Source organism: Brunnivagina elsteri CCALA 953, from assembly GCF_002289455.1.
In the GTDB taxonomy this organism is placed as follows: Bacteria; Cyanobacteriota; Cyanobacteriia; order Cyanobacteriales; family Nostocaceae; genus Brunnivagina; species Brunnivagina elsteri.
In genome coordinates this window covers 1-16717 of record NZ_NTFS01000003.1, presented here as the reverse complement: position 1 = coordinate 16717, position 16717 = coordinate 1, and the positions used below count along the sequence as shown (strand labels likewise).

The 16717-nt window shown below is 42.4% G+C and carries 14 protein-coding genes; 2 read left to right on the top strand and 12 right to left on the bottom strand.

Annotation, left to right across the window (positions count from 1 at the left end; genetic code table 11):
- Positions 1-13: 13 nt before the first annotated feature.
- The 3 genes from gloA to CK510_RS00595 all read right to left on the bottom strand — a co-directional run bounded on the left by gloA (position 14) and on the right by CK510_RS00595 (position 4095).
- The gene (gene gloA, locus CK510_RS00605) at positions 14-448 is read right to left on the bottom strand and encodes a lactoylglutathione lyase (protein WP_095719827.1); all 435 of its coding nucleotides are present in this window, start codon (positions 446-448) and stop codon (positions 14-16) included.
- Positions 449-1473: 1025 nt separating this feature from the next.
- Positions 1474-3174 (bottom strand): DUF1565 domain-containing protein, encoded by a 1701-nt coding sequence (locus CK510_RS00600; protein WP_095719826.1) that lies wholly within the window; start codon positions 3172-3174, stop codon positions 1474-1476.
- Positions 3175-3519: 345 nt separating this feature from the next.
- A complete protein-coding gene (locus tag CK510_RS00595; RefSeq protein WP_095719825.1) occupies positions 3520-4095 on the bottom strand; it encodes a Uma2 family endonuclease in 576 nt (191 codons plus the stop codon).
- A 316-nt stretch (positions 4096-4411) separates the two neighbouring features.
- Between CK510_RS00595 and CK510_RS00590 the strand changes: the two genes are divergently transcribed.
- Entirely contained in the window at positions 4412-4903 is a 492-nt protein-coding gene (locus CK510_RS00590) for an alpha/beta hydrolase (protein WP_245911792.1), read from the top strand.
- A 60-nt stretch (positions 4904-4963) separates the two neighbouring features.
- Here the strand turns inward: CK510_RS00590 and CK510_RS00585 are convergent, their stop codons facing one another.
- The 6 genes from CK510_RS00585 to CK510_RS00560 all read right to left on the bottom strand — a co-directional run bounded on the left by CK510_RS00585 (position 4964) and on the right by CK510_RS00560 (position 13497).
- The gene (locus CK510_RS00585; protein WP_095719823.1) at positions 4964-5155 is read right to left on the bottom strand and encodes a hypothetical protein; all 192 of its coding nucleotides are present in this window, start codon (positions 5153-5155) and stop codon (positions 4964-4966) included.
- Between the two features lie 280 nt (positions 5156-5435).
- Positions 5436-8603 carry a translation initiation factor IF-2 gene (gene infB, locus CK510_RS00580; RefSeq protein ID WP_095719822.1) on the bottom strand — a complete coding sequence of 1056 codons (3168 nt, stop codon included), beginning with the start codon at positions 8601-8603 and terminating at the stop codon, positions 5436-5438.
- 565 nt (positions 8604-9168) lie between these two features.
- The gene (locus tag CK510_RS00575) at positions 9169-9486 is read right to left on the bottom strand and encodes a YlxR family protein (protein WP_095719821.1); all 318 of its coding nucleotides are present in this window, start codon (positions 9484-9486) and stop codon (positions 9169-9171) included.
- 72 nt (positions 9487-9558) lie between these two features.
- Positions 9559-10950, bottom strand: a complete 1392-nt coding sequence (gene nusA, locus CK510_RS00570) for a transcription termination factor NusA (RefSeq protein ID WP_095719820.1) — start codon at positions 10948-10950, stop codon at positions 9559-9561.
- A gap of 453 nt (positions 10951-11403) precedes the next feature.
- Positions 11404-11865 (bottom strand): ribosome maturation factor RimP, encoded by a 462-nt coding sequence (rimP, locus tag CK510_RS00565; protein WP_095719819.1) that lies wholly within the window; start codon positions 11863-11865, stop codon positions 11404-11406.
- Positions 11866-12063: 198 nt separating this feature from the next.
- Entirely contained in the window at positions 12064-13497 is a 1434-nt protein-coding gene (locus tag CK510_RS00560; protein WP_095719818.1) for a hypothetical protein, read from the bottom strand.
- Positions 13498-13911: 414 nt separating this feature from the next.
- Here CK510_RS00560 and CK510_RS00555 point away from each other — a divergent pair, with 414 nt between their 5' ends.
- Entirely contained in the window at positions 13912-14637 is a 726-nt protein-coding gene (locus CK510_RS00555; protein WP_095719817.1) for a peptidoglycan-binding domain-containing protein, read from the top strand.
- A 48-nt stretch (positions 14638-14685) separates the two neighbouring features.
- Here the strand turns inward: CK510_RS00555 and CK510_RS00550 are convergent, their stop codons facing one another.
- From CK510_RS00550 to CK510_RS00540, 3 genes are all read right to left on the bottom strand, one after another.
- Complete coding sequence (locus CK510_RS00550; RefSeq protein ID WP_095719816.1) at positions 14686-14916, bottom strand: hypothetical protein; 231 nt, start codon at positions 14914-14916, stop codon at positions 14686-14688.
- Positions 14917-14970: 54 nt separating this feature from the next.
- Entirely contained in the window at positions 14971-15195 is a 225-nt protein-coding gene (locus CK510_RS00545) for an HU family DNA-binding protein (protein WP_095719815.1), read from the bottom strand.
- Positions 15196-15333: 138 nt separating this feature from the next.
- Positions 15334-16575, bottom strand: coding sequence for a histidine kinase (locus CK510_RS00540; protein WP_095719814.1), 1242 nt, complete (start codon positions 16573-16575; stop codon positions 15334-15336).
- Positions 16576-16717 lie beyond the last annotated feature (142 nt).

Genomic DNA, 16717 nt, shown 5'->3' with positions numbered 1-16717 from the left:
TCTCTGAGTAATATTACGTATTAACTAACTCTTCGCTAGTTGTATTTTTGGTGGATGAACCCTGAGTACCCAACTGAATTAGCTCTATTTTATATCGATCGGGGTCTTCAACAAACGCAATCACCGTTGAACCATGTTTCATCGGTCCCGGTTCCCGTGAGACTTTACCACCCTGGGTTTTGATTTTCTCGCAGGTTCCGTAAATATCATCAACCCCAATCGCAATATGCCCGTAAGCATCGCCTAATTCGTATTTTTCTTTACCCCAATTATATGTAAGTTCTAACACTGTATTGTCAGACTCGTCACCATAACCAACAAATGCGAGTGTAAATTCTCCACCTGGATAATCTTTTCGTCGTAATAATTTCATCCCCAGGATTTCGCAGTAAAACTTCAAAGACTCTTCAAGATTTCCTACCCGTAGCATTGTATGTAGTAAACGCATAATTGACTCCAATAACCTTCTCTAAGAGGGTGTTTATAAATAAAATTATGTCATTCTGTAGCTTGCTACTTACAGAAGCCGCTTGCGCGTCTACCCGCAGGGTGGAACGTACGCGCTACTCTACGAGAAGGCGTAGGCGCTGAAGGCTAGAATCTAGGTTTTGCGGCATAGTCTAGAGATGCTACCCTGCGGGAACGCGGTAGACGCTTCGTCTTCTCGTAGAGTAGCGCGAACACCGCGCTAGCGCTCCGTACCCTACGGGAAGGCTTCGCCAACAGCATGACATATCAAGGCTTTTGGAGCTTAAGAATTATTTTATAAACACCCTCTAAAGATTGTAGAACCTTTGTAGAGAGTCGATATATGGGTTTTGGATAAAGCAAAATTAAGATCGGTCGATGGCTAACTAAAATTATTCACCTTTCTAAAATAGTCAGGTTTTTGAGTAATTATGCTGATTTAATTAGGTATACTAAAAACGCTTAAAAACTGGACTTTTTAGTGGTCAAAACCGCTCCGCGTCTATGGAGAGGAGTTCTATATTAGTTAAGTTTTAAGTCGTTAGCAGTATACTTTTAGAAAATAAAATATCCCAACTTATAGTGTTTTTCGTTTGGATGCAATACAAATCAGGGCAAAAAACCGTGGGTTCCCCTACAATTTTGGAGAATTTATTTCTTGGTGTTTCCTTAGAGGATGTTTGAAAAGTACCCCGAAATGTCATGCTGAGGCACGTTCGCGTAGCGTGTCCCCTTGGGACTCAGCATCTCAATATACGCATGAAACGCAAGATTCTAGCCTGCGGCAACGCGTAGCGCGTACGTTCCGTAAGACTCCACTCAGAATGACAATTTATACCTTGTCCGACTTTTCAAACATACTCTTAGAGGTTGTTTATAAATTCAGCAAAAACGGCGATTTGTCATGGGGTACGTAGAGTCGCGTAGACCGTGAGCGAGGAGGGAACAAGATTTTACTCCCCCTCCCCGCAGGCGGGGTAGCATTATTTGATATAATTTCCAGTACTACGGAGTTTTAACTACATACGGAGATTGAATTGCTGGAACTGTACCAGAACTAACCAAAGACTGGTAGATAAATGCTGCAACTTCTGCCCTTGTTGCTTGGCGATTTGGGTTAAGTTGCTTAACATTGGGGTAGTTAACCACCAATCCTTTAGCAGTGGCACCAGCAACGGCAGCTGTAGCATATTGGGGGATGCTTGCAACGTCGCTGTAGAACGATAGAACACTAGAATTAGGTGTAGTCAACCCCAAACCATTTGCTAGCGCTACCAGTACTTGAACACGGGGAATTTCCTGCTTTGGTTTGAAAGTTTTATCTGGATAGCCAGAAATAAAACCACCACGAGCAGCAACTTGAATAACTTGGAATGCCCAATAATCACTTTTAACATCGGTAAAAGCGATCGCATCTTTTTTGGGAACTGGGTTAAAGGCTTTAGCAATAATAGCCGCAAATTGGTCGCGAGTTACAGGTGCATCGGGTTTGAAGCTACCATCAGGGAATCCAGCAATCACATTTCGAGATGCTAATGCCTCAATATATGCTTTTGCCCAGTAATTTGCGGAGACATCATTAAATGTAACTGCTCCTCCTGGAGGTGGTTCAACTTTGGCAATGACTAATTCCACTTTACCTAAAATACGGGTCGGGTCTACATCGTTGCCGACAGCGATAATTGTTTTATCTTTGGTAAAGTTATAAATATCGAAGAATTTTTTTGGTTCTTTTTTCCCGTTATTGCGAATTAGGTTTTTACCAGGACTTTCTTGGGTTCCCAAATCGGGTTCGGCATTTTGAAGTGTAATAATCCCGTTATCCCGGTTGTCTTGAATTACGTTTCCTCGTAGTACTGGTTTTGCCGAACCATTGACGACAATACCACCGTTATTTTGGAGAACTTGATTTTCGGTAATTAAAGGTGATGCGTTTTCGCTAATTGCTAAACCAAAACCTGTATTTTGAAATAAACTCCCCCGTATTTCACCTTTGGCTTGCTTGGCAATGGAAATACCATTACCTTGGTTCAGAGTAAAAATACTACTTTCTATTTTAGGATTACCCGTACCCGTGACAAAAATGCCTTCACGCACACTACTTGCAAATGTTGTATTTTGAATAGTCGGATTAGTTGATTCGATCCAGACTCCGGTTCCCCGCGAGTTGGGATTGGTAACTGTTACACCTGCAATGATTACATCATTACCAGCCAAGATGGAAATATTCTGACGTGCGAATGTTTTACTAGTATAAAATCCACCACCAGTAATGATAATTCCTTGTCCCTTTGTTGTCTCGTCACCACGTATGGTAATACCTGCTTTCAAGTCGATGGGGAAAGTTTCACCGCTTTCTGCATTATATGTTCCTGGAGCAAGTTGAATTACAGTACCAGCTTGAGCTTGCTTGAGGGCAAAAGTAATACTTTTAAACGGTGTCGCTTCGGCTGTACCCGCTCCTGCTGTATCGCTACCTGTAGCTGAGTTTACGTAAAGTACACTTTTGGCAGATGGAGCTTGTGCGGTGCGAATTGGAACTGTCTGGTTGTTTGTTACGTTACCAGCGTTAACTTGGGTTGGTATTAATATTGAGCCACCAGTCACAACCATCAAAGCTGCGAATCCTGCTGGCAGAACTAGAAATGATGGGAAAAGAAAACTATTATTTTTGGAGTGGTGATTGTTTAAACCCTGAATTTTCATCTTTGTTCGTATCTATGATGTGCTGAATAAAGTTAGTTTGATTAGGTATTTTTTGCGATTGTGTCGCTGTCAAACCCATGCAAAACTATACCTGAAGACTTGTACTTAATCAGCACAATTTCATTACATCTTCCAAAAATTATATTTCATGTACTTTAGACATAGGAGTGAAAATGAATGTAGAGACGTAGCAGTGCTACGTCTCTACAAGGGTTTCAGACAAAAAATAATTAAATTCGGTCGATATCTTTTTAATGGGTTATGGCTTGGGCTTGATATTTGCGATAACCGGAGTTCTCATCCCAAATTGTCATTGATGATACTGATTAAATATGCGACAGTCTGCTAACCATTTATAAGTATTTTCGCCATTTGAAATATTTTTTCTGCGGTAAAGTTCAATTCTGGAAACAGAGAATCGACAAGCAATTCCTCTCCCACATAAGTCTGTGGAGCGGCATCGGGATAAAATACTGTAATGCTTCTAGCTTGACTATCTACTACCCATACCCGTAATATTCCCGCATTTAAATAGTCTTCCGCTTTTGCCGTCATTTGCCCAAAAGTTTGTCCCGGTGAAATAATCTCAATCACCAAGTCAGGGGGAACAGGACAAGCTTCATTTTCATCCCAATTGCTTGGTAGATGTTGATTAGAAATATATAAAAGGTCAGGTGTTGGAACCCAATCTCGTTGACGACGGGTTAGTTTAATAGACCATTCTGGGCAGACTTCCCCCCGTTCTTGAGTCAATTCCTCAAGAATTTTAATAAATGTCCGGGTAAGTTTAGAGTGGTGAAATTTTGGAGACATTTTCGGAATGATTTGACCATCGACGAGTTCGTAAGTTGTATCTCCCTCACCTGGGGGAAGGCTCAGAAACTCTTGCAAAGTTATTTGATTATTGGTTTGTAATATCATAATGCATTGAAAGCGATCGCAATTTAATTGTAAGAGTGTTCCAAGTAAAAAAGTGCCCAATTGTCATGCTGAATGGAGCGAAGCGCAATGAAGCATCTCTGTCTATTACATAGCGACTCAGGATCAACAGTTGGATCATTTATTTCTTGGATTACTCTAAAGTGCCAATTCCAGTAATAGAAATCTAGTAAATTTTTGTAACTTAATTTTTGCAACTTATATTTTTCAACTTCGTCTAAGTTAAAAAGAATACTAGTATAAATATTTAGAAATGCACTCAAATATCTCTTCAATTCGTCGTTGTTTAATATTCACAATGGCTACATGTGTATTCCTTAGTGCCACTCCCGCTTTTGCTGCGGAAAAGGTTGTACTAAAATATCGTGTCTTCCGCGAATCGCTTTCAGTCAAAGAACTTACCGATTTTACGGATAATGATAAACTTTCGATTCCTTTGCGTGTAGGCTTAAAGTTAGCCCAACAAGACCCAAATAAAGTTCGTCGCTACTTAACCGAACCTGTAAAAGTTAATTCAATAATCCTAGGTCGGGTTTTAAATAGTCCAGTCGGAAATGTAGTATTAGATCAAATTAGCGAAGTGATTCACACTCCTTCGCGAAAAGCCGACAGACAAGCGATGCGTTCAGCTTTAGTACTGTCAGCGAGTCAAGACAACGATATTAAATTAATTGAAGTAATTAAAAACTACCCTAGTACGGAAGTTGAAGTGGATGGCGATCGCTTGGAAAAAGCGTACAATCAACTACGTCGTTTGCAAGGTAGTTTACAAAATATATTAGGTTTCTAGTTATTGGTTATTGGTTGGATACTTAGAATCTCAACGAACTACTAACTATTAACGCTTCATTCAATAAGCTAAATTTTCCAAGGTTTCCCGCAAATAGCGTTGTACCTGGTGTTCGAGAGACTGAGTTTGATATTGCAAACCGCGTTCGAGTAACCAACGTTGGAAACCAGAACTAGCTGCGATCGCATTTTTTAAGCTATTCCAAATTTCTGTGTCACCAGAAAATTGGCTCTCAATATTAATATTACCCATAATTCCATAACTCCGAGTAGTTTCTCCGAGAGTCAACAAGGGCAGAATTTTGTAGACTCGCACCCCAAAATAGTTATTTTCACTATTTCCTTATATATAGGGTAATGGCTATGACGATGCAAATTCTGTTACATCGGTGACGAAAATCAATATTTGTTTAATGTAACAGCTAAAAGTATTAATTATCATCTAGCCAAGGTACAGATATTTTTTTAGCTATAAAGAAAGCAAGGATTGACCTTGCTTTCTAGGGAATTTTGACCTTTTGCTGGTCACTGAATTACTTAGTCATCGACAATGTACGACGCTTCGTAACCATCTGGAAGGCTTCAATAATGTCACCTTCAACCCAGTCATTAAACTTATCGAGACCAATACCGCACTCGTAACCAGAGTTAACTTCCCGTGCGTCTTCTTTCATCCGTTTGAGGGAATCAAGTACACCTTCGTAAGTCACCTTGCTATTACGCAAGACTCTGATTTTGCAGTTACGAAGCAGCTTGCCATTTTGTACGTAGCAACCAGCAACGGCTCCACGTCCAACAGGGAAGACAGCACGAACTTCGGCTTGTCCCAAAGGTTCTTCGACTAATTCCGGTTCTAGTAAACCTTCCAAAGCATCTTGGATATCTTCGAGCAACTTATAAATAATGTTGTACTCGCGGACATCAACACCTGCTTCGTCAGCCGCATTTCTTGCACCACTCGCATAAGTAGTGTTGAACCCAATAATTACGGCATTACTCGCTGCTGCTAGGTCAATATCTGTTTGGGTAATCTCACCAGCAGATGACAACAACAAGCGAATTTGGACTTCGTTTTGCGGAAGTTGTCTCAAGGAACCAACGATCGCTTCCACCGAACCCTGTACGTCGCCCTTCAAAATCAAGTTGAGTTCCTTCAACTCGCCTTCTTGTGCCTTGGCAGAAATACCTGCGAGGGTGACACGTCCCTGCATTAAGCGGGATTGACGGAGTTTCTCAGCACGGGTAGCAGCAGTGGCACGGGCTTCTTTTTCGACTAAGAACACCTCGAACTCATCACCCGCAGCAGGTACTTCGCTTAAACCAAGTACTTCAACTGCGAAGGATGGTGATGCTACGTCAACGCGCTGTCCGCGATCGTCAACCATTGCCCGAACTTTACCAAATACGCAACCAGCAACGAGAATATCACCAACGCGCAATGTTCCGTTTTGAATCAATAAGGTCGCAACCGCACCCTTTGCCTTGTCCAAATGGGCTTCGATTACTGTACCTTTTGCTGTTCGATTTGGGTTCGCCGAAAGTTCTCCAACTTCCGCAACCAAGAGAATCATTTCCAGCAAGGTGTCGAGATTTTCACCTCTGATAGCGCTGACGGGAACCATAATGGTATCACCACCCCATTCTTCGGCAGTCATTCCATACTGGGTCAATTCTTGCTTAACCCGGTCTGGTTGGGCACCTTCTTTATCAATTTTGTTAATCGCGACGATTATTGGTACTTCCGCAGCTTGAGCGTGGCTAATTGCTTCTACAGTTTGTGGACGCACACCGTCATCGGCAGCTACAACCAAAATCGCAATGTCCGTGACCCTAGCACCCCGTGCCCGCATTGCTGTGAATGCTTCGTGACCAGGAGTATCGAGGAACACTACTTGCTGTTTCTCGCCGTTGTGTTCGACATCGACGTGATAAGCACCAATGTGCTGGGTAATACCACCAGCTTCCCCTGATGCCACCTTAGTTTTGCGAATCGAGTCGAGCAGGGTTGTTTTCCCGTGGTCTACGTGCCCCATAATTGTCACGACTGGTGGACGACGTTGGAGTTTTTCCAAATCGCCGAATTCAATCATTTCGGTAACTTTCCGAGCTTCGGCTTCGGGTTCTTGGGTTTCGACTGGAATTTCCAGTTCGGTAGCAACCAAGGTAATGGTAGCAACATCAAGATTTTGGGTGATACTAACCGGGATCGCCTTCATGAAGAGAATTTTCACAATCTCTGTATCAGCAACGGCTAAAACATCAGCCAGTTCTTGTACGGTCATTGCCCCTGTAACAATGAGCTTTTCGGGGCGATCGCGTTTGACTTCGGCTTCTCGACGGTTGCGATTGTGGTCGCGATCGCGATGCTGGGCTGGTTTTCTGCCACCTTTTTGAGGGCTAGCAATTGTTACCGCAGCTGGTTGAGATGGTCTGGAAGCTTTTGGTTTGGGAGGACGGACGATCGCATTGCTAACTTGGATTGCATCTGGACCGTCGGAATCATCATCATCGGATAAATCATCATCCTCGAAGTCCTCTTCGATAACTGGCTTAACTCGCTTGTTTTTGGTGAGTTTAGCTGCTTTAGCTTCTTTACCTTCGTCGATTTCTTCCTCTTGCCATTTCTTTCCACCTTTATTAATTCGGGGTGGCAAGGGACGTTTCAGATCGAGAAGCGAACCTCCCGGAGATGGAGCCGTATCCTCATTTGAGGCAGTAGCATCTGCTGTCGGTCTTGTTGGCGCTGCGATTAATCTGGGTGTTATTGCCGCAGGAACGCCACCTTCTGGGGGTCGTGCAGGTCTACTAGGTCTTTGAACGTCGCCACCACCTGGTGGGGGAGATTGTCTTGCGACTTTCCTTTCTTGTCCCCCCGGTGCAACACCTGAACGTGCTGGTCTGGGAGTTCCTGGTTGTTGCCCCTCAACACTTTTGCCGATTTTTGGTTTGCCTGGAGAAGGCTGGTCGTTACGATTTTCCCCAGGGGGCGCGGAACGCTTGAGTAATGGTTTTTCTGCTGGCACGGTGGGCGTTGTCGCTGCCTGAATCTCAACGGTCGGCTGTTCTGAGCCATTCTCTGGAGACCCTGGTCGTGCTGGGGGTGCTACCAATTGTGGTTTTGGTGCTTTCTCCGCCTTGGCACGAGGTGCAGCATTGGGCTTTTCACCTTTTTCGGCTGCAACTTTTTCTGCGGGCTGATTCGAATTAGGCTTATTGTCCACCTCTGCTGGTGCAGATTGTGTGGTTTCGGACGGATTTCGTGGGACTGGTCGAATTGGTGCCGTCGGCTTCATAGTTGAGACTGGAGCGAAGGGTCGTGGTGAAGAAGGGTTAGACTCAGAATGAGCAAATTGGTTATTGGTAGTACTGGATGCCTCAACGGCATTGGTACTCGAATTATTTAACAATTTAGGTTTTCGTATTTCTAAAATTTCTTGTTTGTTGCTTGCTGCCGGACTAGAGCGCGAACCATTTTGCTGCATATTATGCTTTTGGCTCGTTGCACTGTCTTTTCTGGCGTGAGCGTTTGTCGCTGCCAGCTTTTCGGCTTCCGAACGGATGCGTTGTGCATCTGATTCGGCGATCGTACTACTATGACTTTTGACCGAGATGTCGAGCTGGTCGCAAATTGCTAATAGCTCTTTGTTATCCAAATTCAATTCCTTTGATAATTCGTAGATTCTAACTTTGCCGTTGGTCATCCACTCTTCCCCTATAAGATTACAGTTTTGGCGGATGGTTGCCAGACTAATGGGACATCTCCATCCTTCGGTTACTGTTTTTAGTAGGTTGCCGTTCTAGATTTTGCCGGTGCCTCCAAGTCAGGAAAGAGAGATGTTTTCGGTTTAATACTGGCATCCCCACCAATTTTGATGGTTGACACCTAGATGCGTCTCGACGCTACCAAGTTGCCAATTTGTTTTTTTTTGTTTTGCTGATTCTGAGTCTTCCACGACACAATCGAGTAAAACTTTCTATTGTGAGTATTAATTTGCTTCGTCTTGATGAATCAAGAACGATCGAATCGAACACTGCGATCTAATTTATAGATATTTTATGACATCTATTTATTAGTTGACGTTTAATCCGGGTGCGGGAGCGCATTTAACCGTCTACGTCCTTGCAAGGTAAGCGGCTACCTCATCAAAAATATTAGTTCTTTTACTATTGTGGCACTAACCCCAGCAATTAAAGATAATTTTAACTAAACCAATTGGTTCGGTTGTACTCACCATGCTTGCTGGGATTTTTTGTTCGACAATAGAACTAGGTGTTTGTGTGGGAATTGTTTGGGTGAATGTACCTTCTAGAATAATTTATCTCTACAGGCGAGTTACTAAGAGTCAACCTTTGCCACAATGACTGATACAGTGCTTCAGGCACTGTTGCATGTAGCGATCGCCCTAATCTATTTTTCTTTTGAGCTGCTGTTAGACAACTCGCTTGCGGACAAATATAAGCAGAACGCCCCATGCCCTCATCTAATTGTACCTGTCCAGATGGAAACACGCGGACAATTCGCCAAAACTCTTGCTTTAACCCTACTTTACGGCAACTAATACAACGCCGATAGTTTGGTTCCATAAGTTTTATTGCTGTTTTCTCCTGTATGGTTATGTGTTGTTAAAAAAAGTTATTATTCCTGTCTGACTTTACTTACTTTCGCTTGCTACTGTCAAAGTTTTCCTCAGCCTCTTCTTCTGCATCCTCATCGTCCATATCTTCCAAATCTTCCATATCTTCCTCATACTCACTCATTGGCTCTAATTCTTTCAATTCCTGTGCCTCTAATTCGGCTTCCCCTAATTCTTCTTCCTCGTATTCCTCTTCTTCATATTCTTCTTCTGCGTCGTATGCTTCTACTGATTGTTGAGCGCGGACTGCTGCAAATTTTGTATCTTCACCTTCGCGATCGTATTTAACTTTATCTTTTATGTCTATTTTCCAACCCGTTAGCCTAGCTGCTAGCCGCACATTTTGCCCTTCTTTACCGATTGCTAAACTTAATTGATCTTCGGCAACCAGTACATGGGTTTGGCGACTCTCTGGGTCCATCAGCCTGACTTCATCCACCCTCGCAGGACTCAAAGCATTGGCAATATAGGTTGCTGGGTCTGGAGACCAACGGATTACGTCGATTTTTTCACCTCGTAACTCGTTGACCACAACTTGAATTCGCGATCCCCTTGCCCCAATACAAGCTCCAACGGGGTCTACATCGCGATCCAAAGTATCAACCGCTATCTTAGTCCGAGGACCAACATAACGGGAAGGGGGATTTGCTTCGCGAGCCACGGCAACAATCCGCACAACCTCATCTTCAATTTCCGGGACTTCGTTTGCAAACAAATATACCACTAATCCGGCATCTGCACGGGAGACGAGTAACTGTGGTCCTCGTTGCTGCCCTTGGGAAACTTTTTTCAGATAAACTTTAAATGTCGCATTTGCTCGATAATTATCATTAGGCAGTTGCTCGCGTTTTGGTAGTTCTGCTTCAACTTCGGGTTGACCAAAGTTACTGCTAACCGCCAAAATCACCGATTGGCGCTCAAACCGCAATACTCTTGCTTGCAAAACAGAGCTTTCCAAATCTTGGAACTCTTCTTGTACCATTTGCCTTTGTTGGTCACGCAGTTTTTGCGCTAGTACTTGCTTTGTTTGCATTGCAGCCATGCGCCCAAATTCTTCTTTTTTACTTGGGGTGACATCAAGTACAACTTCTTGCCCTAATTCTGCGCCCTCTCCGCCCATATCCTTGACTTGTTCCAGGGAAATTTCATGGTCGGAGTTTTCGACTGTTTCGACAATTGTTTTTGTTGCAACGACGCGAAAGCCTTCATCCTCGATATCAAGCTGGACATCACAATTATCGAAATATTCCTCATCGAATTGCTTGCGTTCCAGATTTTGGGCACGACGATAACGTTCATAACCTTTGAGTAGGGCTTCTCGAATTGCCGCTTGCACAGCAGAGCGAGGTAAATTACGATCGCGACTTATACTTTCGATTAACTCTTTTAATCCTGATAATTCAATCATTGACATAATTAAATCTCCTTATAGTTATTTGGTTATTGGTTTAGTGAGTTATTGGGTGGTGGTTATTGGGTAGTGGGTAAATTAATTAGGTATTGTGAGTTAATTAGTTACAACCTGATAATTAATAGTTATTAATTGGTGTTTAGTAATCAATAGACAGCTAAACCCAAACGAGTTGCAGTTGCTTACAGAACTGTTTCATCCTGAAAGGGTTCGTCACTAACTAAAGCAAATTGGCAATCGACAAACTACCCTTCTTTAGTGAAAGCACAATCAGGTTGAGGGTAGGTGCCAACGAAAGCCAGTTAGTTGCGTTATTCGCTAAAAACTCACCTAATACGATGGTGTAAAACAGCCATCGGTTGCGATACGCGAAGTGTTAAGCCAGAGGTTTATCGCAGGATTTGTCAGTAACAAATGCCAGTAACCAACGACAAAATTAATCGTTATATGCTTGGGTTAGCGGCGTTCGTCCAGTTGAACCTTAGTAACTTGCGATCGCGGAATTTCGACTATACGACCTTTCTGGTTGAGATAAACTTTTGTATCATCGCGACGAATGAGCTGACCAGTCCATTCTTGCTGTCCTTCGTAGACAGGATAAGTGGAGACAATCGCCGGAAAGCCCTTAAAAGAAATAAATTCTCGATCCGTGGTTATTTGCCGAGATATTCCAGGGCTGGAGATTTCCAAAACATAAGCATCTGGAATAATTTCCGCCGCATCTAGTGAGGCTTCTAAAGCGCGGCTCATCCGCTCGCAATCATTCAAACCTGTATCATTTTGAGGGTTACGAATATCTACCCGCAAAACAGGTGGTCGTTGGTTGGTGTGAAAAATCGCGCCAACAATTTCCAACCCCAGTTCTTCTGCCACTGGTGTCGCTATTTCAATAACTTTTGGGATAAACGGATGAGTCATGCGACAAATTACAACAAAAAAAAGCGGGCGATCGCCCACTCCCTGTGATAAGGATATCTTCCAAGAAGTCTTGTGACGAACCCTTGCAAGTTCGCCTCTTTCTGAGTGTAGCGCATTTTTTCGAGGTGGAAAAGCATTGGGGATTTTAGATTTTGAATTTTGGATTGGGAATTTTAGATTTTCTTTCCCCTTTCTTCCCTAATCCTTCACTTTCGGCACGATAGCAGTTGGTTGAATTGTTGTTTGAGCTTTCATTTTTCTGGTTTGTTCAATGATTTGCTCGAAGTCTTCTTGGGAAAGACGCTGGACGTAATTAAGTTTAATTTCTTCTAAAAAGTCAAATAGTAGGGTTTGAATTTCGCTAATCACGTGTTTTTTTTGCATTTCCCCACCCAGAATGTCAGTAAAGCGCTGCATTAATTGGCTTGATAGTTTACCTGAGGTGGGGTCTTCGGCAACAGTTATTATGGCATTATATAAGGTTGTCGCAATTTGGGTTGCCATCTGTTCGCTGAGTTGGGTTTGAATTTGACCTATGCCTGGAAGGATTTGCAGGTTGCGGTATACGGGTGATTGCTTGAGAGCTATGTCAATGTTGTGCTGTAAAATAGCGATAATTTCGGGCTGAACCTTGGGAAATACTTGATAAATTACAGTTTGAATAAAAATTGTGGTTAATGCTTCGACTTCGTTAACGTCGTTGATATCTATGTACTGCCGGAATGCCTCTTTTTGCGATAACCATCGAGTAAGTTCCCCGCGTTTGATGGAAATTTGAACTTGATTGATCACACGGACTACTACTATTTCTGTGAGTTCTTCGGCAAAGTTAGATACGACACCTCTATGTATCTGCGTGCGGATTGATTGTAAATTCATTATCCCTGCTTTATCTAGTTTTATAAGGACAGGGACAATACGCATCCATCGCCAAAATGGGATGATTAAAAACAAATTATACCAACGCCAGAGAATTGATTCTAGCCAGCTAAATTCGGGATGACGACGTTTGATGGAAAAACTGCGTCCGAGTAACTCAACGCCGAATAATAGGATGAAGGGTAGATCGATTAACCAAAATCGGTCGATGGGTTCGCCATTTTCACCAATCTGACGAAAGTAGTTAGTGGCAATTAAGGGTTGAATTCTACTGTTGAAAAAGTCTATTTCCTGATTCCAACCCTTTTGTAGTAGATATGGTTGGCTCCAAAACTTGGCGAAGGCTTGTTTCGCAGACTCTTCGGAAACGCGATCGCGCATTCGATTTTTGATTTTTTCTAGGATTCCAGTTTTGTTTGCACCTCCGAAGGGGTTTGTATCAATTATCTCTGTACTGAGACGGCGAATTTCTTCTAATTTTGCTGCTGTTTGGGGTGACTGCAATCCCGTTTGACTTACCTGTTCTTCCAGAGCTTTTACCGTTGATAGATAATTGTCTGTTTCCCGGTGGGGTTGAATATCCTTCACCGCATCGTACAGATGAACGATTGGGGGAAAACTACGGAAGTATAAGTCTCGCCAATATATGTAGCTTAAGTCAAATAACACGAACCCTAAATTGACCGTGGCTGCGATCGCAATAATTCTCTCAAACCATAAATCAAGAAGGCGGGAAGTTTTTCTGTTAGACATTTTATTCGTTTTATTTCTGTGGTAGTAGTACAAAATTCTTGTATCATTTTTTATTATTTTTTATGTATTGTGAAAAATTTAGTTTCTTTTTCAAGATACTTCTAATGGAAGATGACAATAACCGATTATGAGTAATTATTTAAATTAAATTAACATAGTCGAAAATAATCAAAAATCATTAATAATCAATAGATAAAGATGTTAAATAAATTTGTGGTTTAACTGTTTGTATCGGCAAGCTTGGTAAACTAATCAACTTAACGATAAGAGCAATTTGCAGTTTACTGCATAAATCCCAATCATTCTTTAACGTCTGGAATTAGTTTATTAACCGCTTATTAACCGCTTGTTAAGTGAATTAATGGCGATTGAACACCGATTTAACCAAGGATTTAATCAAGAGGAGTTTTGACTATGTGGTGTGGATTCGGAAAATCAAGTTTAAGCATAGCAACAGCCTGTGTTGTCACTGCAAGTATAGTAATATCTGATACAGTAGATGCACAACAAAAGCGAGTTTATACGCCGCAACAATTCCGTTCAGCCTTGCGGGGACTAGGTTACAAAGTAAAAGTCTCCAACCAACCTTTAACAGACGCGGAAACTAAAAAAGCGATTACAGAATTTCAAACAGGGTATAAATTACAACCTGCCGACGGCATAGCAGGATTAAAAACGCAAAACTTCGCTGCAAATATTGTCAGGATTTTACAAGCGAATTTAAACGTAGTGATCAAGCCAAAGCCACCTTTACCTCGCGACCAATTCTATGGTACTCGCACCGAAGCCGTGATTAAGGAGTTTCAAAAGAAAAATCAACTTGAAGAGACGGGAATTGCTGATTTAGCCCTTCGTCAGAAACTTAATGAAGAAGCGAAAACTGTTTTAGGAGATAATCCCGCTTCGACAACAACGACACCAGCTAAACCAAACGGAAGAAAACCAACAAAAGTTAACCCAACCCCAACACCAGAAGTAACGGAAACACCAACACCAGAAGCAACAGAAACACCAACACCAGAAGCAACGGAAACACCGACACCAAAACCAACACCAACAGCAACACCAACAGCAACACCAACAGCAACACCAACAGCAACACCAACAGTAACACCGAGAAAGCCTGCACAGAAGAAATAGAAATTAGGTCATAGGGCATGGGGTAGGCTGTTGACTTTGATGGAATTTTTACGCTTTTGGCTCATACCATTTTTGTGTCGTATCTCGTTCCCAGTCTCTGGCTGGGAACGCATTGCCAGAGGAACCCCACCTCCAGTCTGGACCAGTCTGGACAAGAGGTGGGGTTCCTCCAACGCTGTATTCCTTGCCGGAGACAAGGAACAAGTTATAATTTACGCATACAAAAACCCAGTTTTGATGACCGGGTGTGGGTTGGTGATTAAAAAGAGTATTTGACATTAAAAAACTAAAATCCGAGCATTATCTAAATATTAGAAAGATAATTCGATTAACTTATTCCTTACCGCCAAATAATCCTCCCATATTCCCGAGTTGCTGTACCTGTCCGAGTATTCCCGATGCATCTCCACCACTTCCACCCAAAAAACCTTCCAGTTGGGATGCAATTGGTTCAGGTAATTTATCTTTGGCAAAGTCAACAACCATATAAACAGCTTGTTGTGCTTGTTCTTCAGAAATACCTGTACGTTCGGTAATTTGACGGATTAACTCTTCCATGATTTTGTCTCATTAGAAAATTTACGTCCAAACTTTACCACATTTAATTGTTTTGTCACGAGCCTTATAGACAACAATAAAAAATCTTAAAATTCTGAAATCCAAAATCGTTCGACTGAGGTTGCCAAAGTCCAAAAGTTACTTTGGATAAACTGGCAAAGTGAAGTGAAACCAGGCTCCATTCATCGGTGATGTTTCTACCCAGATTTGACCGTAATGGGCGCGAATTATACGCTGGCATAAACATAGTCCGATACCGTATCCATCTTTATTTTCGTCCCGTTCGAGACGGTAACGATTTTCAAAGATACGATCGCGGTTTTCTTCGGGAATCCCAGCACCATTATCACCAATGCTAAATTGAACTTTTTGGGTGGTGCGATGAAGTCCAGAAACGCTGATAATGCCTCCTTCGGGGGTGTATTTAATGGCATTATCAAGTAGGTTGATGATAACTTGGCGAATACGTTCAGGATCGGCATAAACAAGGGGTAAATCTTGAGGGATATCTTGTTCAATAGCAAGGGATTTTGCAGCAATGCGATCGCGTAATTCTTCAAGAATTTCTTGGCTGAGTTGTGCTAGTTCAATTTTTTGGGGTTGGACACAAAATTCGCTTGCTGTTCCCCGTGCAACCTGTAACAAGTCAGTAATCATGTGATCGATTATTTTAGCTTGGGTGCGTGCTTGTTTGAAGAGGTGTGCCGCTAATTTTGGCGTTAAACGCTCGAATTCCCCCTTTTGGACGTTGTAGTTTGATTGTAGAGTTTCGATGGCAATAGATGTAGCTGTCAGGGGGTTACGGAGGTCATGGGCTAGCATTCCGATTATTCGGTCTTTAAACTGGAGTTGCTCTTGAAGTTTCTCTTTTTCTTGCTTGAGAAGAAATATCTCGTCGGAAAGTTGGAGTAATTCTGCGGAAGCCGCAACCGACTGAATCGAAGTATTTTGGATATAGGTTTGGGTTTGGTTTTGGATATTGGCTTGGATGTGGATGCTGCTGTTTCTGTCGTCATGGAAGCCGAATTGTAAGTCGTTTTGCAATTCGGCTTGCAATTGTACGTAAGTCTCGACAGCAATTTGCCAGCGTGACCACCAGGTTTTGAGCTGGTTAATAATGTTACTACCAGCAAGAACTTGTCTTGGTTCGGGATGTATTTTAATCAGTGCTGGTGTTGCTACCAATTTAAAGTGTTCCGCCAAATAGGGTTGCTGTCCAACATCGACAACCTGAAGTTCAAATTTGTACTCAGCCTGTAATTCATCTAGATATAACTTTATTCGCTGCACCTGTTGGCGAGATTTTGGGCGATCGTCAACAAATAGTAACAGTTGGAGTGGTGCTTCAGAATGTATCGCTTGGTCCGGTAAAGCTTGCATGTCATTTTTTTGTAGCACTGGTAACGAACCGACGATATTTTGGATGGGTTTTGGGTGGGTTTTGGATGGGTTTTGGATGGGTTTTGGATGGGTTTTGGATGGGTTTTGGATGGGTTTTGGGTAGATTTTAATTTGTTAGGGG

Bases quoted from the DNA above. Each gene is read 5' to 3' on its own strand.
- CK510_RS00555 (WP_095719817.1), top strand. From the start codon at position 13,912: ATGTGGTGTGGATTCGGAAAATCAAGTTTAAGCATAGCAACAGCCTGT.
- CK510_RS00560 (WP_095719818.1), bottom strand. From the start codon at position 13,497: ATGTCTAACAGAAAAACTTCCCGCCTTCTTGATTTATGGTTTGAGAGA.
- CK510_RS00585 (WP_095719823.1), bottom strand. From the start codon at position 5,155: ATGGGTAATATTAATATTGAGAGCCAATTTTCTGGTGACACAGAAATT.
- CK510_RS00550 (WP_095719816.1), bottom strand. From the start codon at position 14,916: ATGTCAAATACTCTTTTTAATCACCAACCCACACCCGGTCATCAAAAC.
- rimP (WP_095719819.1), bottom strand. From the start codon at position 11,865: ATGACTCATCCGTTTATCCCAAAAGTTATTGAAATAGCGACACCAGTG.
- CK510_RS00595 (WP_095719825.1), bottom strand. From the start codon at position 4,095: ATGATATTACAAACCAATAATCAAATAACTTTGCAAGAGTTTCTGAGC.
- nusA (WP_095719820.1), bottom strand. From the start codon at position 10,950: ATGTCAATGATTGAATTATCAGGATTAAAAGAGTTAATCGAAAGTATA.
- infB (WP_095719822.1), bottom strand. From the start codon at position 8,603: ATGACCAACGGCAAAGTTAGAATCTACGAATTATCAAAGGAATTGAAT.
- CK510_RS00600 (WP_095719826.1), bottom strand. From the start codon at position 3,174: ATGAAAATTCAGGGTTTAAACAATCACCACTCCAAAAATAATAGTTTT.
- CK510_RS00575 (WP_095719821.1), bottom strand. From the start codon at position 9,486: ATGGAACCAAACTATCGGCGTTGTATTAGTTGCCGTAAAGTAGGGTTA.
- CK510_RS00545 (WP_095719815.1), bottom strand. From the start codon at position 15,195: ATGGAAGAGTTAATCCGTCAAATTACCGAACGTACAGGTATTTCTGAA.
- CK510_RS00590 (WP_245911792.1), top strand. From the start codon at position 4,412: ATGGCTACATGTGTATTCCTTAGTGCCACTCCCGCTTTTGCTGCGGAA.
- gloA (WP_095719827.1), bottom strand. From the start codon at position 448: ATGCGTTTACTACATACAATGCTACGGGTAGGAAATCTTGAAGAGTCT.
- CK510_RS00540 (WP_095719814.1), bottom strand. From the start codon at position 16,575: ATGCAAGCTTTACCGGACCAAGCGATACATTCTGAAGCACCACTCCAA.